At 67.2% G+C, this 21,535-nt stretch carries 12 protein-coding genes; 6 read left to right on the forward strand and 6 right to left on the reverse strand.

Annotated elements, in window-relative coordinates:
- Positions 1-3: 3 nt before the first annotated feature.
- The 3 genes from JX552_RS09990 (at position 4) to coaD (ending at position 4,602) form a co-directional block, all read left to right on the forward strand.
- Positions 4-3,387 carry a pyruvate carboxylase gene (locus tag JX552_RS09990; protein ID WP_205877175.1) on the forward strand — a complete coding sequence of 1,128 codons (3,384 nt, stop codon included), beginning with the start codon at positions 4-6 and terminating at the stop codon, positions 3,385-3,387.
- Positions 3,388-3,537: 150 nt separating this feature from the next.
- On the forward strand, positions 3,538-4,092 hold the full coding sequence (gene rsmD, locus JX552_RS09995) for a 16S rRNA (guanine(966)-N(2))-methyltransferase RsmD (protein WP_205877176.1): 555 nt from the start codon (positions 3,538-3,540) through the stop codon (positions 4,090-4,092).
- A gap of 24 nt (positions 4,093-4,116) precedes the next feature.
- Positions 4,117-4,602, forward strand: a complete 486-nt coding sequence (gene coaD, locus JX552_RS10000; RefSeq protein ID WP_205877177.1) for a pantetheine-phosphate adenylyltransferase — start codon at positions 4,117-4,119, stop codon at positions 4,600-4,602.
- Here the strand turns inward: coaD and JX552_RS10005 are convergent.
- On the reverse strand, positions 4,599-5,555 hold the full coding sequence (locus tag JX552_RS10005) for a metallophosphoesterase (protein WP_346779301.1): 957 nt from the start codon (positions 5,553-5,555) through the stop codon (positions 4,599-4,601). The two genes, coaD and JX552_RS10005, sit on opposite strands and share 4 nt — an antisense overlap.
- Positions 5,556-5,654: 99 nt before the next feature.
- Here JX552_RS10005 and JX552_RS10010 point away from each other — a divergent pair, with 99 nt between their 5' ends.
- Positions 5,655-6,713, forward strand: a complete 1,059-nt coding sequence (locus tag JX552_RS10010) for an NAD-dependent epimerase/dehydratase family protein (RefSeq protein WP_205877179.1) — start codon at positions 5,655-5,657, stop codon at positions 6,711-6,713.
- 11 nt (positions 6,714-6,724) lie between these two features.
- Here JX552_RS10010 and purU read toward each other — a convergent pair whose 3' ends face one another.
- From purU to JX552_RS10025, 3 genes are all read right to left on the reverse strand, one after another.
- Positions 6,725-7,597, reverse strand: a complete 873-nt coding sequence (purU, locus tag JX552_RS10015; RefSeq protein WP_241010994.1) for a formyltetrahydrofolate deformylase — start codon at positions 7,595-7,597, stop codon at positions 6,725-6,727.
- Positions 7,598-7,660: 63 nt separating this feature from the next.
- Positions 7,661-7,978 (reverse strand): hypothetical protein, encoded by a 318-nt coding sequence (locus tag JX552_RS33680; protein WP_205877180.1) that lies wholly within the window; start codon positions 7,976-7,978, stop codon positions 7,661-7,663.
- A 599-nt stretch (positions 7,979-8,577) separates the two neighbouring features.
- A complete protein-coding gene (locus JX552_RS10025) occupies positions 8,578-9,765 on the reverse strand; it encodes a permease (protein WP_205877181.1) in 1,188 nt (395 codons plus the stop codon).
- Between the two features lie 225 nt (positions 9,766-9,990).
- Here JX552_RS10025 and JX552_RS10030 point away from each other — a divergent pair, with 225 nt between their 5' ends.
- Positions 9,991-10,689 (forward strand): LppX_LprAFG lipoprotein, encoded by a 699-nt coding sequence (locus tag JX552_RS10030; RefSeq protein WP_205877182.1) that lies wholly within the window; start codon positions 9,991-9,993, stop codon positions 10,687-10,689.
- Here JX552_RS10030 and JX552_RS10035 read toward each other — a convergent pair.
- Both JX552_RS10035 and JX552_RS10040 read right to left on the reverse strand, forming a co-directional pair.
- Complete coding sequence (locus JX552_RS10035; protein ID WP_205877183.1) at positions 10,633-13,188, reverse strand: MMPL family transporter; 2,556 nt, start codon at positions 13,186-13,188, stop codon at positions 10,633-10,635. The two genes, JX552_RS10030 and JX552_RS10035, sit on opposite strands and share 57 nt — an antisense overlap.
- A 7-nt stretch (positions 13,189-13,195) precedes the next feature.
- Positions 13,196-14,929 carry an AMP-binding protein gene (locus JX552_RS10040; RefSeq protein WP_205877184.1) on the reverse strand — a complete coding sequence of 578 codons (1,734 nt, stop codon included), beginning with the start codon at positions 14,927-14,929 and terminating at the stop codon, positions 13,196-13,198.
- Between the two features lie 320 nt (positions 14,930-15,249).
- On the opposite strand from JX552_RS10040, the gene pks2 reads away from it, so the two are divergent.
- Complete coding sequence (gene pks2, locus JX552_RS10045) at positions 15,250-21,519, forward strand: sulfolipid-1 biosynthesis phthioceranic/hydroxyphthioceranic acid synthase (protein WP_205877185.1); 6,270 nt, start codon at positions 15,250-15,252, stop codon at positions 21,517-21,519.
- The last annotated feature ends 16 nt before the right edge of the window (positions 21,520-21,535 follow it).

The raw sequence follows: 21,535 nt of genomic DNA on the forward strand, positions 1-21,535 counted from the left end.
AGGGTGATCTCCAAAGTGCTGGTGGCCAATCGCGGCGAGATCGCGATCCGGGCGTTTCGCGCGGCCTACGAACTCGGTGTCGGCACCGTCGCCGTCTATTCCTACGAGGACCGCAACTCGCTGCACCGGCTGAAGGCCGACGAGTCCTACCAGATCGGTGAAGTCGGGCACCCGGTGCGGGCGTACCTGTCGGTGGACGAGATTGTCGAGACGGCGCTGCGCTGCGGCGCGGACGCCGTCTACCCCGGTTACGGATTCCTTTCGGAGAACCCGGATTTGGCGGCGGCGTGTGCGGCCGCGGGCATCGCCTTCGTCGGACCGGGTGCCGAAGTGCTCGAGCTGACCGGCAATAAGTCGCGGGCGATCGCGGCGGCCCGGGAAGCGGGACTGCCGGTGCTGGAGTCCTCGGCGCCGTCGGCGTCGGTGGACGAACTGGTGTCGGCCGCCGGTGCCATGCGTTTTCCGTTGTTCGTCAAGGCCGTTGCCGGTGGCGGTGGACGCGGGATGCGCCGTGTCACCGACAGCGCCGCACTGCCCGAGGCGATCGAAGCCGCCAGCCGTGAAGCAGAGTCGGCGTTCGGGGACCCGACGGTATACCTCGAACAGGCGGTGCTGCGCCCGCGCCACATCGAGGTGCAGATCCTGGCCGACACCCACGGCAACGTGATCCACCTCTACGAGCGCGACTGCAGCGTGCAGCGCCGCCACCAGAAAGTCATCGAACTGGCGCCGGCGCCGAACCTGGCTGCGGAACTGCGCGACAAGATGTGCGGGGACGCCGTCGCCTTCGCCCGCCATATCGGGTACAGCTGCGCGGGCACCGTCGAATTCCTGCTCGACGAGAGCGGCGACTACGTCTTCATCGAGATGAATCCGCGAATTCAGGTGGAACACACCGTCACCGAGGAGATCACCGACGTCGACCTGGTCTCCAGCCAGCTGCGCATCGGTTCCGGGGAGACGCTCGAGGATCTCGGCCTGACGCAGGAGGGTGTGCGGCCGCACGGTGCCGCACTACAGTGCCGCATCACCACCGAGGACCCGGCCAACGGCTTCCGTCCCGACACCGGGCGGATCAGCGCGCTGCGGACGCCCGGCGGTGCCGGCATCAGGTTGGACGGCAGCACCAATCTGGGTGCGGAGATCAGCGCGCACTTCGACTCTATGCTGGTCAAGCTGACCTGTCGGGGCCGGGATTTCCAGACCGCGGTCAACCGGGCGCGCCGGGCCATGGCGGAATTCCGCATTCGCGGGGTGTCGACGAATATTCCTTTCCTGCAAGCGGTTCTGGACGACCCGGACTTTCAGGCCGGCCGCGTCACCACGTCGTTCATCGACGACCGGCCGCAGCTGCTGACCGCACGCACCTCGGCGGACCGCGGCACCAAGATCCTCAACTACCTTGCCGATGTCACCGTCAACAAGCCGCACGGCACCCGGCCGTCGAAGGTGTACCCACAGGACAAGTTGCCCGAAATCGACCGCGACACACAGCCACCGGCCGGGTCCAGGCAACGGCTGGTCGAGCTCGGTCCGGAAGGTTTCGCGCGTTGGCTACGAGAGTCGCCCGCGGTCGGGGTGACCGACACCACGTTCCGCGACGCGCACCAGTCGTTGCTGGCGACCCGGGTGCGCACCAGCGGATTGCTGATGGTGGCACCGTATCTCGCGCGGACTACGCCGCAGCTGCTGTCGGTGGAGTGCTGGGGCGGGGCGACCTACGACGTGGCGCTGCGGTTCCTCAAGGAAGACCCGTGGGAGCGGCTGGCCGCCCTGCGTGAGTCGATTCCCAACATTTGTCTGCAGATGCTGTTGCGGGGCCGAAACACGGTGGGATACACGCCGTATCCGGAGATCGTCACCTCGGCGTTCATCGAGGAGGCAACGGCTACCGGCATCGACATCTTCCGGATCTTCGACGCGCTGAACAATCTTGACTCGATGCGCCCGGCCATCGACGCGGTGCGCGAAACGGGCTCTGCCATAGCCGAAGTCGCGATGTGCTACACCGGTGATCTGTCCGATCCGGGGGAGCGGCTGTACACGCTGGACTACTACCTACGGCTGGCCGAGGCCATCGTGGCGGCCGGCGCGCATGTGCTGGCAATCAAGGACATGGCCGGACTGCTGCGCGCACCGGCGGCCTACACGCTGGTCAGTGCTTTGCGCAGTCGGTTCGACCTGCCCGTGCATGTGCACACCCACGACACGCCGGGCGGCCAGCTCGGCAGTTACGTGGCGGCCTGGCAGGCCGGCGCCGACGCGGTCGACGGAGCGGCGGCGCCGATGGCGGGCACCACCAGCCAGCCCGCGCTGAGTTCGATCGTCGCCGCGGCCGCGCACACCGAATACGACACCGGCTTGTCGCTGGCGGCCGTGTGCGCGCTGGAGCCGTACTGGGAGGCGTTGCGAAAGGTGTACGCGCCCTTCGAATCTGGATTGCCCGGCCCGACCGGACGGGTGTATCACCACGAGATTCCGGGCGGGCAGCTGTCGAACCTGCGCCAACAGGCGATCGCCTTGGGGCTCGGTGACCGGTTCGAGGAGATCGAAGAGGCCTACGCGGGGGCCGACCGGGTGCTGGGCCGGCTGATCAAGGTGACGCCTTCGTCGAAGGTGGTCGGCGATCTGGCGCTGGCGTTGGTGGGGTCAGGACTCGGTGCCGACGAATTCGCCGCGGACCCGGCCCGTTTCGACATCCCGGACTCGGTGCTCGGATTTCTGCGCGGGGAGCTGGGTGATCCGGTGGGCGGATGGCCGGAGCCGCTGCGCGAGAAGGCGCTGGCCGGTCGTGCGCCGGCCAAGCCGGCCCCGAAGCTGCCCGCCGACGACGAGAACGCGTTGTCGGCCGCCGGGCCGAAACGCCAGGCGACTTTGAACAGATTGCTGTTTCCCGGCCCGACAAAGGAATTCGAGGAGCACCGGGAGAACTACGGCGATACTTCGCAGTTGTCGGCCAATCAGTTCTTCTACGGCCTGCGCCAGGGCGAAGAGCACCGGGTGAAGTTGGAGCGCGGCGTGGAGCTGCTGATCGGGCTGGAGGCGATCTCCGAACCCGACGAGCGGGGTATGCGCACGGTCATGTGCATCATCAACGGCCAACTGCGGCCGGTGCTGGTGCGTGACCGGAGCATCGCCAGCGCGGTGCCGGCCGCCGAGAAGGCCGACCGCGGCAACCCGAATCACGTTGCGGCCCCGTTCGCCGGCGTGGTCACGGTGAGCGTGTCCGACGGCGACCGGGTGAGCGCCGGGCAGACGATCGCCACCATCGAGGCGATGAAGATGGAAGCCCCAATCACGGCGCCCACCGACGGCACCGTGGAGCGGGTCGCCGTATCGAGCACCGCTCAGGTGGAAGGCGGTGACCTGCTGGTGGTGCTGCACTGACCGCGTCGGCGACGATGCAGAGCGAAGCGATGAGGAGGAGCGGCGCAGGTGCCGCGTCGGCGACGATGCAGAGCGAAGCGATGAGGAGGAGCGGCGCAGGTGCCGCGTCGGCGACGATGCAGAGCGAAGCGATGAGGAGGAGCGGCGCAGGTGCCCAGGATCATCGGTGGCGCCGCCCGGGGCCGGCGGCTCACGGTTCCGCCGCGGGGAACCAGGCCCACCACCGACCGGGTGCGCGAGTCGCTGTTCAATATCCTGACGGCGCGACTGGATCTGAGCGGCTCCACGGTGCTCGATCTCTATGCGGGCTCCGGTGCGCTCGGGCTCGAGGCGCTCTCGCGCGGTGCCGCGTCCGTGCTGTTCGTCGAATCCGACCAGCGCACCGCGGCCGTGTTGGCGCGCAACGTGTCCGCCGTGGGATTGTCCGGTGCGGTGGTGCGCAGAGGTGCGGTGGCGGCGGTGTTGGCGGCCGGGGCATCGGCGCCGGTCGACCTGGTACTCGCCGATCCGCCGTACGAGACCCAAACCGGTGAGCTGAACACGGTTTTGGCCGCGTTGCAGGTCCACGGCTGGGTGGGGGACGGGACCGTGGCGGTGGTGGAGCGCGGTGTCGCCAGTACCCCGTTGGCCTGGCCGCAGGGCTGGTCGGTGTGGCCGGAGAGGGTTTACGGCGACACTCGTCTGGAGCTGGCCGAGCGTGGGTGACTCGCCCTGCTAGCGTCATCGGTTATGAGCGGCGCGGTATGCCCGGGGTCCTTCGACCCCGTCACCTTGGGCCACATCGACGTCTTCGAGCGCGCCGCGGCCCAGTTCGACGAGGTCGTGGTCGCGATCCTGATCAACCCGGCCAAGAAGGGCATGTTCGACCTTGATGAGCGCATCGCGATGATCGAGGAGTCGACGACGCATCTGCCGAACCTGCGGGTGGAATCCGGCCAGGGCTTGGTGGTGGACTTCGTCCGGTCTCAGGGCATGAACGCGATCGTGAAGGGCCTGCGCACCGGCACCGATTTCGAATACGAACTGCAGATGGCGCAGATGAACAAGCATGTGGCAGGGGTCGACACGTTCTTCGTCGCGACCGCTCCGCGGTACTCGTTCGTCTCGTCATCGCTGGCGAAAGAAGTCGCGATGCTCGGCGGTGACGTCACCGAGTTGCTGCCCGAACCCGTCAACCGCCGCATGCGTGAACGGGTGGCCTGCCGCGACGGTTAGCCGGATTGCCAGTAGTTTTCGGCTTGGATCGTGCTTTCGCCGGACCACCGATAGGCGGTCAACTTCCCGCCCTTTGCCGCACTGAAGTCCACGCAGGCGCAATGGTTCGTCCAGTCTCGTGCGTACTGCGGGGTGCCCTTGCGCCAGTAATGGCCGTACAACACCGGAATGCGCTGGGTGTAGGTGTACGAACGCTCGGCCGGCGTGACCTCGACATCCGGCAATCTCGGGTAAGGCGTGCCGTCCGCGGCCGTGAAAGTGTCCGCTATTTCCGCGATTTGGCGCAGCGTCGTGGCCTCGTCGTCCCACCAGCGGATTCGGGCGGCGCCGCGCAGGTGATCGTCCTTGTCCCGGAATGGCGGTATCCGACGGGCCGTCAGGCTGATTTCGGGCCCCTTGAGCAACACCTCGATGGCTTGGTAGAGCTCGCTTCCCCTGGCGGAAGCTGCCACGATCTGGTCCACGTTGCCGAACCGATTCGAACCTAGCTGCCGCTCAACCATTTTCATTGAAGCCTCATGCCAGCAGGCATGCACCACCCGCACCGCGCCCAGGTCCAGCCACAGCGGTAGCGTCATGAACCATTGCGCGTAGTAGGCCCGCTGGTCGGCGGTGAGCTGATCGAGGAATTGCCGATGCTGCCGGTTGTTTTTGTCGCTGTGTTCCCGTAGGTGGCGCCCGCTGCCGGGCGGATGTTCGGTCGCATATCCGATTGCGTTGAATTCGTGGTTGCCCATAACGATTTGGGCGCTGCCGACGTCGACCATGCCCTTGACGATCTCGAGGACACGCAGCTGCTCACTGCCGCGGTCGACCAGATCGCCGACGAAGATGGCCTGCCGTTCGGGATGCGCGAACGCGCCGCTTTCCCGCTGGTATCCGAGCTCAGTCAACAGCGTCCGCAGGGCCGAAGCGCAGCCGTGGATGTCGCCGATGATGTCGTAGCCCCGCACGACCCGATTCTGCCATCCGCTCCCGAACGGCATAGCGCTCCGGTAATCGATTGAGTTACCGTCCTGCACAGAGTTGCTTGACGGGGATCGAGGACTGCCATGTCGGGAACCGTGCTGGTCACCGGTGCTTTCGGTCTGGTGGGGACCGAGACGGTGCGCCGGTTGGCCGCCGACGGGTGGCGGGTGATCGCCACGGCGCATCGTAACGCCTTCGAGGAGCTCCCGCCACGGGTGGAGATCCGGTGGACCGATCTGACCGATCCCGCACAGGTGCGAGCCGTGGTGGGGGAGGTGTCACCCGAGGTGATCGTCCATCTCGCGGCGGTGATCCCGCCGTTGGTGTACCGCGATGCGGTGTTCGCCCGCAAACTGAATGTGGGCGCGACCGCGGCTCTGGTGCATGCCGCCGAGGACCAACCGAAGCCGCCCCGGTTCCTGCATGCCTCCAGTACCGCGGTGTATGGCTTCCGTAATCCCTATCGACATCCCGAGTTGATCGGCGTCGAGACTCCAATGCGGCCCTGCGAACTCTACGGCGGACACAAGTTGGAAGCCGAGGAACTCGTGCGGTCCTCGAATCTGGACTGGGTGGTGCTGCGGCTCGGCGGTGTGCTGAGCATCGACCCCAGGGCCATGCCCGTCACGCGGGACATCGTGTACTTCAGCAGTGCGCTGCCTTCTGATGGTCGGGTGCATTCCGTGGACACCCGCGATGTGGCGGTGGCATTCGCGGCCGCAGCGCACCTGGATGTGGTCGGCGAGATTTTGCTGATTGGTGGTGACGATTCGCACCTGCTGCGGCAGGGTGATATCGCGTCGGCGATGACGGCCGCTCAGGGCATGGCCGGGGTGATGCCGCGGGGGCGGCCGGGTGACCCGAACAGCGACGACGGTTGGTATCCCAGCGCCGACTGGATGGATGTCAGCGAGGCGCAGCGGGTTTTGAATTTTCAGCGGCATTCGTGGCCCGACATGCTGTCGGAGATGCGGGTGCAGACCGGCTGGCAGCGTTATCCGAGACGCGTCGTCGTACCGTTGGCGCGCCAGTTCATCAAACGACAAGCGGCGTACCGTAACTCGCCGGGACAGTATGCCGATGTGTGGGCGGCCCTAGGGAGACGATTCGGCAACACGGCGGTGGACACCACCAGGGCGTAGCAAAAACCAGGTCAGAAAACGATGGTCTGGTTGTTGTGCACGATGACGCGGTCCTGACAGTGCCACAACACCGCGCGCGACAGAACCGCGCGTTCCACGTCGGCACCGACCCGCACCAGGTCTTCGACGGTGTCGGTATGGCTGACCCGCACCACGTCCTGCTCGATGATCGGCCCCTCGTCCAGGGTCTCGGTGACGTAGTGTGCGGTAGCTCCGACGAGTTTGACGCCGCGCTCACGGGCCCGCTTGTAGGGCGCCGCGCCGATGAACGCGGGCAGGAACGAGTGGTGGATGTTGATCAGCGGACAGCCGAGTGCGGACAGGAACTCCCCGGTCAGGATCTGCATGTAGCGCGCCAGCACCACCAGATCTACATTGCCGCTGAGTAATTGGAGCTGGCGTTGCTCGGCCTCGGCGCGCGTGTCACGGGTCGCGGGGATATGGAAAAACGGCACGCCGAAGGGTCGGACACGCTCGGCCAGGTCGGGGTGGTTGGCGATCACCATGGCGATGGACATCTGCAGTTCGCCACGCCGGTTGCGCCACAACAGGTCCAGCAGGCAGTGGTCGTCCTTCGATGCCATGATGGCCACCCGCTTGGGCCGGGCGGCCTCGGTGAACCGGTAGTCGATCCCGAACTTTCCGGCCACGGTCTCAGCGAAATCGCGCTCCAGTCCGTCGATCGCAGCCGTCAGTCCCGGTAGGTGAAAGATGGCCCGCTGCAGGAAGGTTCCCCCTTCAGGTGCGGTGGAATGCTGGTCGAGCGAGATGATGTTGGCCCCGGCCTGGGTGAGAAACGTGCTCACCGCGGCGATGATCCCTGGCCGGTCGTCGCAGCGCAGCAACAACCGTCCAATGTCGGCGGGTTCGTTCGGTGTTGACACCCGGTCCCTTTCCCCTCGAATTCCGCAGGTCAGGATACCGCCGCCGGTGGGGAGTCGTGGCAGCTATGGCTCGTCTTCGTCGTCGGGGCCGAGCAGTTTCTCGGGGCGATGGACGGTGTTGGTGCGGGGTTGGCCGTAGTCCATTGGGGTCCGGTGGCCGCCATTCGGTGTTGCCGCGGGCGTCTTACGGGTGGTCCGGGCTTTTCCGGCGAGGCGGTTGTGGGGGCCGCGCGCGAGGGTGAGGTCGTGGATGTCGGTGCAATGGGTGGTGGCCCAGTAGGAGATGTGGTGGACCTGGCAGTGGTAGGCCGGGGCGGGTGCAGCCGCGTCGCGGGCGCGTTCGCCGTCGGTGTAGTGGCCGTCGGGGTGCAGCGTGGCCATGAGTTCGCGGGCCTAGCTGGCGACTTGGTCGGGGCGGAAGTCGCGGGCTTTGCCGGCCAGCTCTTTTTCTCGGCTTCCCAGGTGCCGATGGCGAGGGTGGGCGATGAAGGTGCGGATGACCATGAAGTGGGCGTCGCCGACCAGGCCCTCGCGTTGGGCGGCGGCAGCGGTTCTCCGGTCAGGGTGAGTTCTTCTTCGGATGCGTAGGCGCGCAGGTGGTTGATCAGCGTGTGCTGGGGTGTGCGCAGCCGGCGGACGACCGTCTCCCGTCGCTCCATCCCGCGCATCCACGCTGGCGTGGTGAACGCCTCGAAGCTCAAGTCGCACGGGCGATCTACCCCGGAATCGAGTGCGACGAAGACCTCTGCGATCTCCTCACGAGTACGAGATGCCATACCCGCAATGCTAGGAAGGACCACCGACAAGTCTGTTCTGCCGGAAGCAGATAAGACCAAGCGACACAGAATATTTCGCGGACAGCGAACGGACGGCGCAGCGGCACCGGCGGCCGAAACCGTTGATATCTACCGTGATATCGCATTCCACGGTCCAGTGCCAACTTCCTCACGTTGCCAATGTGGCGCGTGAGGCTGACAAAGTCAGTGGCAACCGGCTGCGTGCCCACCATGGTGGTGTTCGGCATCGGGCGAGCCGCCCATCATCCGCAGCATGGGCATCCCGCCGGAGGTGAAGAACCGTGCGACGAGCACCGCGGCGATCACCAGGAAGATGATGTTCAGCCAAGTGGTGTAGTTCCAGGAAATCCCGGACGACATGACCATGGCATTGCGCTGACTGGGAATGAGACCTGCTGTGCCGAAGATGAATTCGACAAGATATCCGGCCGCTACCATCGCCGCGTAGAAGGTAGCGAGCAGCGTTAGCATCATCCGGGCGCCGTAGTACTTGCGGTAGATGTTGAGGATCGGCAGGATCAGCAGGTCGGCGAAGATGAACGCGATCACCCCGCCGAAGCTGATGCCCCCATTCCACAACACCGCGGCGAGCGGCACGTTGCCGATCGAGCAGACGAACGAGACGATCGCCACTAACGGACCGACGATAGGTCCCCACACCACCGACCACGTCGGGTGACTGGTCAAAAAGAATTCCTGCCAGAAGGTCTCGGGCACCCAAGCCGCGATCGCGCCCGCAATGAACAGCCCGATGACAAGGTCACGCAAGATCGCCAGCCACTCCATCACGAACACGTGTGACACCGAGGTGAGCCCCGGCCCGGAGACCAGCCGGCGCCAGAACGAGCCGTCGCCCTGGATCGACATATCCATGGCCGCATGGCCCTCCATCGATCCGGCGAGTCCCTTCTCGGCCTGCTCACGAGCGGCGTCGATCAGCCGCTGTCGCACGAAGAACCGGAACAGCAACGCCAGGACGATGATCATCAGCGGACCGCCCACGAACTCGGCCGCGGTGAATTGCCATCCCATCAACAGCGCCAGGATGATGCCCAGTTCCACGACCAGATTGGTCGAGCCGATCTCGAACGCCATGGCGGCGGTGAAGTTCGCGCCCTTGCGGAACAGTGACCTGGCCAGCGCCACCGCGGCGTACGAGCATGACGACGACGCCGCACCGAGTCCGGCCGCGACCGCCAAGGTCTGGGGCCGGTCATCGCCCAACAGTCCCACGATGGTGGAGCGACGCACCACCGCCTGCACCACCGCGGAGAGGGCGAAGCCCAGGATCAGCGCCCAGAGGATTTCCCATGTCATCGAGCCCGTCAGGGCCAGAGCATGACCTAGGGCACCCAGCACCTTGTCTGCCATGAAGATCTCCGATCAGGTCGTGTCTGCGCCAACGTATACCCCATAGGGGTATAAGTCAACGTCCGGCGGGGAAGTGATACTTCCTGATCAGTACCGCTAAATCAGCAGCATGGCCAGCAGAATGACAGCTTTCGGCGTCCGGGCCGGCTCGGGCCACTAAGCTTGGCGGTTCGTGCGCCGGGAGCAAGGCTCCGCGCACACCAGCTCAGCCAAGGCGAGGAAACGATGGAATCACGCGTGCAAGTGCCCAAGGCATCGGCTCTACTGCTGGCGCTCACCGCCTCGTTGGTGCTCTGGTTAGCCGGATGCGCCTCTGCGCCAAAGGAATCCGAAGGCACGCCGACAACCGGAACAACCACTGATTCGCCGCTGATGGCCGACATCCGGCAGTCGGTGGACGCCACCAAGGCATTGACCAGCGCGCACCTGTCCGTGCGTACCAACGGTCAGGTTGACAGCATGCTCGGCATTACCAATGCCGACGTCGACGTTCGCGCCAACCCGCTCACCGCCAAAGGCTCGTGCACCTACAACGGCCAGGCCGACGTACCCTTCCGCATCAAGGACGACGCCATCTCGGTGAAATTGTTCGACGACTGGACCAATCTGGGTTCGGTGTCCGACCTGTCCGCCACCCGGTTGCTCGATCCCGCCAAGGGTGTGGCCAAACTGCTGTCCGGCGTCAACAATCTGCAGGCCCAGGGCACCGAGGTGATCGACGGAATCAACACCAACAAGATCTCCGGGACACTGCCGGCCGAGACGGTCAAGATCATCGATCCGGGCGCCAGGCAGTCCAGACCGGCCACCGTGTGGATCGCCCAGGACGGTTCGCACCGGTTGGTGCGCGCCAGCGTCGACCTGGGATCAGGCTCGGTCCAGGTCACGCTGTCGAAGTGGAACGAGCCGGTGAACGTCGACTAGCCGCGTCATCGCCGCCAGCAGAACCAGTCCGACCAACACTACGGTGCCGATCTGAGCCAGGGCGACCGACGAACCGAGCAGCATCAGACCGGCGCCGAAAGTCCCGCCTGCCGCCGCCAGCGGTGCGGCCCCACGTCGAACCGGCACCAGGGCGGCGATCAGATAGGGCAGGGCGCAGGCAGCGAGGACGGCGAACGACGTCGGCGCCGCGGAGGCATCCACCGAGCCGTGCAGCAGGTATTGCCATACCCCGACGCTGACACCGAGGCCCGCAAGAAAAGAACCCACGATCCCCAGGGCAACTGACAACCCGCCGAGCGCGCCGCGCCACATCCCGGCCAGAGTTGCCACCGCAATCACCACCAGGGCCAGCAGGACAGCGTCGTGCTCAACCCCGCCCCGAACGCCCGCGGCTAACTGCGCCCCCCCGCTCACCGCGACCTCGCTATCGACGAGGCTGCCGTACTTGGTCGCGTTGCCGACGGCGGTTTCGATCTGCTCCGCGTGCGATGTCGCGCCCAGATCCACCCCGGTCTGGTCGGAATACACCAGGAAGCGGGCAGCGGTGCCGTCGGCGGAGAACATGGTTTGGCGTACATGCTGGTATGACGGGTCGGCCAGCGCCTTGCGCGGCAGATAGAACCCGCCCGCGCCGGTGTCGGCGAAGTCGATGCTGAGGTTCTTCAAGAAGGCGGACAACTGAACGACCTGCGGGATGGTGCTCTCGATCGTCGTTTGCAACGTCGGAACGAACGAGCGCAGCTGATCCAGCGCCGAGCGCATCTCGGCCACCGCGCGCGGCGTCCCGGCCAGCGCGCTGGTGGTGCGCGCCGATCCGGCGGCCAGCCGGGTAGCGCCGTCGGAGAGCACCGTGACGTCGGCGATCACGCGGTCGAACGGGTCGATCGCTTTCCGCGCGGCCGAGCACAGCATGTCGGCGGAGCAATCCTGGACGCCGCCCATCCAGCCGCGCACCGGGTCGAGATAACCCGATACCTCGGCGGCGGTGTCTTTGATATTGCGCGTCCCCGACACCACCGAATTGATGGCCTGCTGCAACTGGGCGAGGCCGCCCACTCCGGCGCTCACACTCGCCTCGAGTGCGTTGACCGAGCCCGACACCTGATCCAGCACCGAACCAAGGGTCTTGACCGCGGTGACCTGCGGCACGAACGTCGCGGCCTGGCGATCCAGTTGATCGCTGAGCCTGCCCGCGGCCGAACTCAGCGACGCGTCGGTCCAGGGAACACCGGCCGGCCAGGCCGCCGACTGCACTTTGCGGACGCCGGGGATCTCCATCAGCCGGCGGCTCACGGTGTCGATGGCGATCAGCCCGGCCGGGTCGCGCAGGTCGTGGCTGGACTTGACCATGACGACATCGGGCAGGCGGTTGTTCGGTGTGAAGTCGGCGCTGCCGGTCCGCACGGGGGCATCGCCCATGCCCCAGTGCATGCCGAGAACGGGCAGCGCGCAGATCGCCGCGACCAGCGCGACGACGGCGGCGGGACGGCGAACCGTGCGGCGCACCGACTGCGGCAGTCCCCACGAACCGGCGGGAGATGCCGCGTTCTGCGCCAACAAGACGGGCAGCAATGTCAGCGAAGCACCAAGCGCGACAACGACACCGGGGGCAGCCAGCCCAACGGCACGCACACCCGGGGTCTGGGCGAGCAAGAGGGGGGCAGTGAGTGCCACGACACCTGCCGCGGGTGCGGCGAGAGCCGGCAGCATCGCCCGGTAGCCGCGCCGCTCCTGCATGGTGAACAGCAGCACGGAGGTGGCGATCACCCCGGTCATCAGCACCGCCGCCACCGTCCAGGAGAAGAGGCCGAACAGCGCAGCCAGCGGCCAGGCGGCCGCGAGACACAGCCCGGCGGTCAATGCCGCGATCGCGACCGACGAGCAGCCCAGGCGCAGCAGTAACAGGGCGGCGACCAGCAGCGCCGCGGCCACGATCACCGCCGACTGCCACGGCGCCAACCGCAGCCCGGTGCCGCGCACGGCGGTCGGGACGGTGATGCGGGCGCGCAGGCCCGTGCTCGACGGCAGGGCGCGGATCACCGATCGCGCCGCATCGAGCGATTCAGCGGCCTTGGCGGAACCCGCCTCACCCCGCAGCCAGATCACCGCGGCGCCGGAGCGTCCGTCGTGGCTGCTTCCAAGCGGGGCCATCAACGGGTCGGACCACCAGTCCAGGACGGATCCCACGTGGGCGGTGTCGGCGCGCAGCGCACGGACGGCGTCGTCGTAGTACGGCCGGTCGGCGTCGCCGAGCGGATCGCGGCCGTCGAGCACCAGGTAGGCGATAGCGTCGGTGCCGCTGCCCGGAAAGGCTTGCGCGATGCGGTTATTGGCGGCGACCGCCTGGGCGTCCGGTGCCGGCAGTGCGGTTCCGGCCCGGCCTGTGCCCGAGGATGCCAGAGCAGCGAGCACGTTGACGCCCACCGCCACCGCGATCCATGCCGCGACGACGAGAAGTTGCTTGACAAGCCGGGACACGGTGGTGCTATGCGTCCAACCGGGCGAACTGGTTGTGCCGGTACTGTTCGACGCACGCCTGACGTCTGATCTTGCCGCTGGTGGTCAGGGGAATCGAGCCGGGCGGTACCAGAACAAGATCCGTGGCCGCCAGGCCGTGCGAACTCGACAACGCCGCAGTCACCTCGCGCTTGATCTCGCCCAACCGGTGCGCTTCCCCGTCCTGGCGGTTGCGCAGTTCGATGATGGCCACCAGCTTTTCGGTGCTGCGTTCCCCGGGAACCGCTATTGCCGCGCACCGGCTCCGAGTGATCTCGTGGATGGTCGCTTCGATGTCGTCGGGAGAGTGGTTGCGACCGTAGACAATCAGCAGATCCTTGATGCGGCCGATGATGAACAGCTGGCCGTCGGTGATGAAGCCGGAGTCTCCGGTGCGCAGCCACGGGCCTTCCGGCGTGGCCTCGGGCGGGTCGAGGATCGTCGCACCAAACGTGCGCTCGCTGTCCTCGGAACGCTGCCAGTAGCCGGCGGCGACGTTGTCGCCGTGCACCCAAATCTCGCCCACGGTCCCTTCGGAACACACCTGACGTGAGTCCGGATCGACGATGCGCACCGTCGGTGCCTGCGGCACCTGGTAACTGACCAACACGGTGCCGGTGCCGGTCGCGGCCGGAACCGCCTGACCGCCGGCCAGCTCTTCGGTATCGAATTCGACCAGTCTCGTCGGCTGGTCATGTCTGCTGGTGGCCACGAAGACGGTGGCCTCGGCCAGGCCGTAGGAGGGCCGAATGGTGTTCTCCCGCAGGTTGAACCGAGCGAAGTGATCGGCGAATCGCTTGACTGCCGCGGGCTGCACCCGCTCACTTCCGCTCAGAATGGTGTGCACACCACCGAGATCTCGGCCGATCATGTCGTCGTCCGATATCTTCCTGGCCGACAATTCGAAGGCGAAGTTCGGCGCTGCCGTGAAGGGGCACGTGTTGTCGGCCATCATGTGCATCCACCGGGCCGGGCGGGCCAGGAAAGACAGCGGGGTGGTGACGACCGCCTTGGCGCCCAGCAGGATGGGCGCGCACACGCCCAGCACCAGCCCCATGTCGTGGTAGAAGGGCAGCCAGGACACCAGCGTCAGATCTGGCGGCGCGACTCCGTCGGAGTCGGCGAAGTAGCCGGCCATCAGTTGCTCGAGATTGGACCGGAGGTTCTGGTGCGACATGATCACACCGGCCGGAGTGCGGGTGGAACCCGAGGTGTACTGCAGGTACGCGGTGGACGGGTAGTCGCTGTTGCCCGCGCCCGATCGCACCCGGGCGTCCAGATCCAGCGTGTCCACCTCGATGATCTTCGGGACAGCTGTCCCGGATTGGGTCGTAATATGCTGTGTCACATCGTCTTTGACGGTCGAGGTGGTGAGTACGGCAACCGGCGTGGCGTCACCGAGGACCGACGTCACCCGCTCGTCAGTGGCCCCGCCCTGCGGGACCGACAGTGGGACGGCGATGATCCCGGCCTCGAGGGCACCGAGAAAGGCGACGATGTAGTCGAGGCCCTGCGGCGCCAGGATCAGCGCCCGGTCGCCCGGTGATCCGTGGCCGCGGAGTTCGGCTGCCATGTTCATCATCCGGCGGTACAGCTGTGACCACGTCAAGATTGTGGGTACGCCGTCCCAATTCTGCTCGTAGTCGATGAACGTGAAGGCCGCCTCGTTGGGTTGCAGACGGGCATACGCGCGCAGCGCAGCGGGCAGAGAACGCACACTCATGGGCAAGACGTTACCGGCGTCGCGGGGTATGCAGACACCGAACTGTAATCACGGGACCGACCGTAGGGGACTTCGCCGGAGCTGGGCGCCGTTCGATCGGCGCTGGTCACGTGCGTGGATTCTGCCGAGGCGCTGGGAATTGGCTTCGTTTCGGCACCCGTGGCCCCTGGGGCGTCTAAGCTCGGCATCCGAGACGGTGTCGAGGTCCCGTCAGCCCGGGGGTTTGTCAGTCCGGTGCTGCACTATTCCGATGCCCGTACCCCTATCCGGTGCTGCGTCGGGCCCGCGCCGGTTGAGCTGAGAACGAGGTTGGTAGAGGGATGGACACACGTTTCACGCCCATTGCGGTGATCGGTATGGGATGCCGGTTGCCCGGTGGGATCGACTCTCCCGACAAGCTGTGGGAATCGGTATTGCGCGGCGACGACCTGGTCACCGAGATACCCGCCGACCGCTGGGATGCCGACGCCTATTACGACCCCGAGCCGGGTGTTCCCGGGCGATCCGTCTCGCGGTGGGGCGGTTTTGTCGACGACGTGGCCGGCTTCGACGCCGAGTTCTTCGGGATCAGCGAGCGTGAAGCGACCTCGATTGATCCGCAGCACCGTTTGTTGCTCGAAACCGCCTGGGAGACGATCGAGCACGCCGGCCTGGATCCGGCGTCGCTGGCCGGGTCCGCGACGGCGGTCTTCACCGGGCTGACGCACGAGGATTACCTGCTTCTCACCAAGGGTTCCGGCGGTCTGGCCAGCCCGTACGCGGTCACCGGCCTCAACAACAGCGTGGCCTCGGGGCGGATCTCGCATGCGCTGGGCCTGCATGGTCCGGCCATGACATTCGACACCGCATGCTCCTCGGGTCTGATGGCCGTGCACCTGGCCTGCCGCAGCCTGCACGACGGCGAAAGCGACCTCGCCCTCGCCGGCGGTTGCGCGTTGCTGCTGGAGCCTGATGGCAGCGTGGCCACGTCCGCACAGGGCATGCTCTCGGCGACCGGTCGCTGCCACTCCTTCGACGCCGACGCGGACGGTTTCGTGCGTTCCGAAGGCTGCGCGATGGTGCTGCTCAAGCGCCTGCCCGATGCGTTGCGCGACGGCGACCGCATCCTTGCCGTGGTGCGCGGCACGGCGAGCAACCAGGACGGCCGGTCCGAGACGCTGACGATGCCGTCGGAGGACGCGCAGGTCGCGGTGTATCGCAAGGCCCTGGCGGCGGCGGGTGTGGCCGCCGAAACGATCGGCGCGGTGGAGGCGCACGGCACTGGCACGCCGGTCGGTGACCCGATCGAGTACCGCGGCCTCACGCGGGTCTACGGGACCGGCGGCAGCCGCTGCGCCCTGGGGTCGGCCAAGAGCAATATGGGCCACAGCGAGTCAGCCGCGGGCGCGGTCGGACTGATCAAGGCGATCCTGTCGCTGCGGCACGGCGTGCTGCCGCCGCTGCTGCATTTCAACCGGCTGCCTGATGATCTCGCCGCAATCGACACGGGAATCTTTGTGCCGCAGTCGGTTACACCGTGGCCAGACGGTGACGGGCCCAGACGGGTGGCGGTGTCGTCGTTCGGGATGTCGGGCACCAATGTGCACGCCATCGTCGAACAGGCCCCGGAGCCGGAGGCCGCGACGCCGGGCGCGGCCCAGGGACCCCTGGTCTACGCGGTGTCCTCGTCGTCGGCTGACGGCCTGCGCGCGAGCGCGGGGCGGCTCGCGGAGTGGGTCGAGGCCCAATGCGATTCGGTGACGCCCGCTGACCTGGGGTTCACGCTGGCGCGCCGGCGCGCACACCGGCCGGTGCGCACCCTGGTGGTGGCCGACGGACTGGCCGACCTCGCCGCGCGGCTGCGTGAGGTGGCCGACGCCTCGAACACTCTGTGTCAGGCCGCGGTAGCACACGACGACCGTGGGCCGGTGTGGGTGTTCTCCGGTCAGGGTTCGCAGTGGGCCGCGATGGGCGCCGACCTGCTCGCGACCGAGCCGGTGTTCGCCGAAACCGTGGCCCAACTCGAGTCATTGGTCCTGGCCGAGTCGGGATTCTCGGTGACCGAGGCGATGACGGCGCCGCAGACGGTGACCGGCATCGACAAGGTGCAGCCGACGATCTTCGCGATCCAGGTGGCCCTGGCCGCCACGATGGAGCGGGCTTACGGGGTGCGGCCGGGCGCGGTCGTGGGGCACTCGATGGGCGAGACGGCGGCGGCCGTCGTGGCCGGGGCGCTGTCGCTGCAAGACGGTGCCCGGGTGATCTGCCGGCGCTCGAAGCTGATGGCCGGCATCGCCGGTTCGGGCGCCATGGCTTCGGTGGAATTGCCCGCCAAGCAGGTGAATTCGGAGCTGATGGCGCGCGGCATCGACGACGTCGCGGTTGCGGTGATGGCGTCGCCGCAGTCCACCGTGATCGGCGGAGCCACCGAGCAGGTGCGCGATCTGGTAGCCCGTTGGGAACAACGCGACGTGATGGCACGCGAGGTCGCCGTCGACGTCGCTTCCCATTCCCCACAGGTCGACCCCATCCTCGACGAATTAGCAACGGCGCTGGCTGATCTCGAGCCGATGGAGCCCAAGGTCGCGTACTACTCGGCCACCCAGTTCGATCCGCGCGAGCGGCCGGTGTGCGATGCCGATTACTGGGTCGACAACCTGCGCAACACCGTGCAGTTCGCCGCAGCGATCCAGGCCGCGTTGGACGACGGTTTCCGGGTCTTCGCCGAGCTCTCGCCGCATCCGCTGTTGACGCACGCCGTCGACCAGAATGCCAAGAGCCTGGACATGACGGTGGCCGCCCTGGCCGCCATGCGACGCGAGCAGCCGCTGCCGCTCGGGCTGCGCGGTTTCCTGACCGACCTGCACAGCGCCGGCGCCGCGATCGACTTCTCGGTGCTCTATCCGGCTGGAGCGCTGGTGGACGCTCCGCTGCCGGCGTGGAACCATCGGCAGCTTTTCATCGACGCCGACGGCAGCGACAGCAAGGTGCAGGGCGCCTGCACCATCACGGTGCACCCGCTGTTGGGTTCCCATGTGCGGCTGGTCGAGGAGCCGGAACGGCACGTCTGGCAGACCGATGTCGGCACAGCGACGCTGGCCTGGCTGGACGACCATCAGGTGCACAATGTGGCGGCGCTACCTGGAGCCGCGTACTGCGAGATGGCGTTGGCCGCCGCGGCCGAAGTCTTCGGCCAAGACGCCGGAACCTTTCCCGAAGCCCGCGACATCGTCTTCGAACAGATGCTGCTGCTCGACGAGCAGACCCCGATCGACGCGGTTGCGACGGTGCAGGCGCCCGGCGTCGTCGACTTCGTGGTGGAGTCCGCACCGGAAGGTGAGACCACCCGGCACGCCGCAGCGTCGCTGTGCGCCGCCCAGCACGACGCGGTGCCGCCCGGCTACGACATCGCCGCGCTGCTCGCCGCACATCCCGGCGGTGTGAAGGGTTCTGAACTGCGGGAATCGTTCGTCGAGCGCGGCGTGCAGCACGGTCCCGCCTTCAGTGGACTGTCCGTCGCGCACACCGCGGAATCCGGCGGCAACACCGTGCTGGCCGAGGTCGCACTGCCCGCATCGATCCGTTTTCAGCACGCCGCCTACCACGTGCACCCGGCGCTGCTGGACGCCTGCTTCCAAACGGTGGCGGCCGCTGTCGGCCCCAGTGGTGGTGACGGCCTGCTGCTGCCGCTGGGCGTGCAGCGGCTGCGCGCCTACGGGCCCCTGCGCAATGCCCACTACTGCTACACGCGGGTGACCCGCGCGGACGCGACAGGCGGTGAGGCCGACCTCGACGTGCTCGACGAGAACGGGACGGTGCTGCTGGCGGTGCGCGGTCTGCGCATGGGCACCGGGACCAGCGAGAGTGGCGAACGCGACCGGGTCCTCAACGAGCGGCTGCTGACCTGTGAGTGGCAGCAACGCACCCTGCCCGACCTCGACGTCGAAGAAGCCGGATCGTGGCTGCTGATCGACACCTCCGAGGCGACTGAGATGCTGGTCGGTTCGTTGAACGATGCGCTGAAAACCCAAGGCGCAGAATGCTTCAACGTGCCGTTGGCGCGGGGCGCCGACGTGGAACCGGTGCGTGCCCAACTGCGTGCCCGCTCCTTCACCGGCGTGGTGGTGCTGTGCGGTCCGGTCGGCATCGCGCCCGACGACGGGGGCCTGGCGCAGGCCCGGGAACAGGTGCGCCACGTGGTGCGGCTGGCCCGGGAACTGCCCGAGCTCGAAGGGGAGTTGCCCCGGCTGTTTGTGGTGACCAGGCAGGCCCAGTGGGTGTGCTCGGGCGACGACGTCAATCTCGAGCACGCCGGATTGCGCGGCCTGTTGCGGGTGATCGGCAGTGAACACCAGCTGTTGCGTACCACGCAGATCGACATCGACGAGCACACCCAGGGCGAGCAGGTTGCCGCCCAACTCTTGAGCGGATCGCCCGAGGACGAGACCGCCTGGCGCGGCGGCCAGTGGTTCACTGCGCGGCTGTGCCCGACGCCGCTGGTACACAACGACCGCCGAACCCGGGTGATCGAACACGAGACAGACGGCATGCGTCTGCAGGTCCGCGCGCCCGGTGATCTGCAGTCGATGGAACTCGCTGCGTGCGACCGGGTACCGCCCGGCCCCGGCCAGATCGAGGTAGCGGTCGCCATGTCCACGATCAACTTCGCCGACGTGCTGATCGCGTTCGGCAAGTTCCCCGTCGTCGACGACCGGGAGCCGCAGCCGGGGATGGACTTCGTCGGTGTGGTGACCGCGGTCGGGGAGGGCGTCACCGACCACCGGGTCGGTGACCGGGTCGCCGGCTTCTCCGAGGGCGGCTGCTGGCGCACCTACCTGACGTGCAACGCGAACCTGGCCATCACCCTGCCCGCGGGCCTGAGCGACGAGCAGGCGATCGCCTCGGCCACCGCGAACGCCACCGCCTGGTACGGGCTGCACGATCTGGCGGGCATCAAGTCCGGCGACAAGGTGCTGATTCACTCCGCCACCGGCGGCGTGGGGCAGGCCGCTCTGGCGATCGCGCGGCACGCCGGGGCGCAGATCTTCGCCACTGCCGGCAACGACGCGAAACGACAGATGTTGCGCGACATGGGTATTGAGCATGTCTACGATTCGCGCAGCGTCGAGTTCGCCGAGCAGATCCGGCGTGACACCGACGGCTACGGCGTGGACATCGTGCTGAACTCGCTGACCGGTGCCGCGCAGCGGGCCGGACTGGAGCTGTTGGCCTTTGGTGGACGGTTCGTCGAGATCGGCAAGGCCGACGTGTACGGCAACACCCGGCTGGGTTTGTACCCGTTCCGGCGCGGCCTGACGTTCTACTACCTGGACCTGGCACTGATGTCGGTGCTGCAGCCGCAGCGGGTGCGGGAGCTGCTCGAGACCGTGTTCAGGCTGACGGCCGAGGGTGTGCTGGCGGCGCCGCAGACCACGCACTACCCGCTGGCCGAAGCGGCCAATGCGGTGCGGGCGATGAGCAATGCCGAACACACCGGCAAGCTGCTGCTGGACATGCCACGCAGTGGGCGCGCCAGCGTGGTGGTGCCGCCGGAGCAGGTTCCGGTGTTCCGCCGCGACGGCGCTTACATCATCACCGGTGGGGTGGGCGGTCTGGGGCTGTTCTTCGCCCAGAAGCTGGCGGCTGCGGGTTGTGGCCGGCTGGTGCTGACCGCGCGGTCGCAGCCGAATCCCAAGGCGCGGCAGATGATCGAACGCCTACGTAAGGCCGGCACCGACGTCGTGGTGGAGTTGGGCAACGTCGCCGAAGCAGACACCGCGGTTCGACTGGTGGAAGCGGCGACGGCGACCGGCCTGCCGTTGCGCGGTGTGGTGCATTCGGCTGCGGTGGTGGAAGACGCGACGCTGACCAACATCACCGACGAGATCATCGACCGGGACTGGGCGCCAAAGGTTTTCGGAACCTGGAGCCTGCACAAGGCGACCCTCGGGCAGCCGCTGGACTGGTTCTGCCTGTTCTCCTCGGGTGCCTCCTTGCTGGGCTCACCCGGTCAGGGGGCCTACGCCGCGGCGAACAGCTGGCTGGATGCGTTCTCCTATTGGCGTCACGCTCAAGGGCTTCCGGTCACCACGATCGCGTGGGGCGCGTGGGCCGAGGTCGGCCGGGCGACTTTCCTGGCCGAAGGCGGCAACCAGCTGATGATCTCACCCGAGGAAGGCGCGTACGCGTTTGAGACGTTGCTGCGTTACGACCGCGCCTACACCGGTTACATCCCGATCATCGGGGCGCCCTGGTTGGACGACGTGGTGCGGCGCAGCCCGTTCGGTGAGATGTTCAAGTCCAGTGGGCAGAGCACCCGGGGCCCGAGCAAGTTCCGCGCCGAGTTGATGACAGTGCCGCAGGAGGAGTGGGCCGGGCGGTTGCGCCGCCTGATCACCGAGCAGGTCGGTGTGATCCTGCGCCGTACCGTGGACGCCGACCGTCCCTTCGTCGAGTACGGCATGGACTCGCTGGGCATGCTCGAGATGCGCACCCATATCGAGACCGAGACCGGAATCCGCTTGAGCCCCAAGGTGATTGCCACGCACAACACCGCCCGGGCGCTGGCCGAGCACTTGGCGCAGACGTTGGCCGAGGAGGGCTCGGCCTAGCCGAAGTCCAGCTTTG

Source organism: Mycobacterium gordonae, assembly GCF_017086405.1.
In the GTDB taxonomy this organism is placed as follows: domain Bacteria; phylum Actinomycetota; class Actinomycetes; order Mycobacteriales; family Mycobacteriaceae; genus Mycobacterium; species Mycobacterium gordonae_D.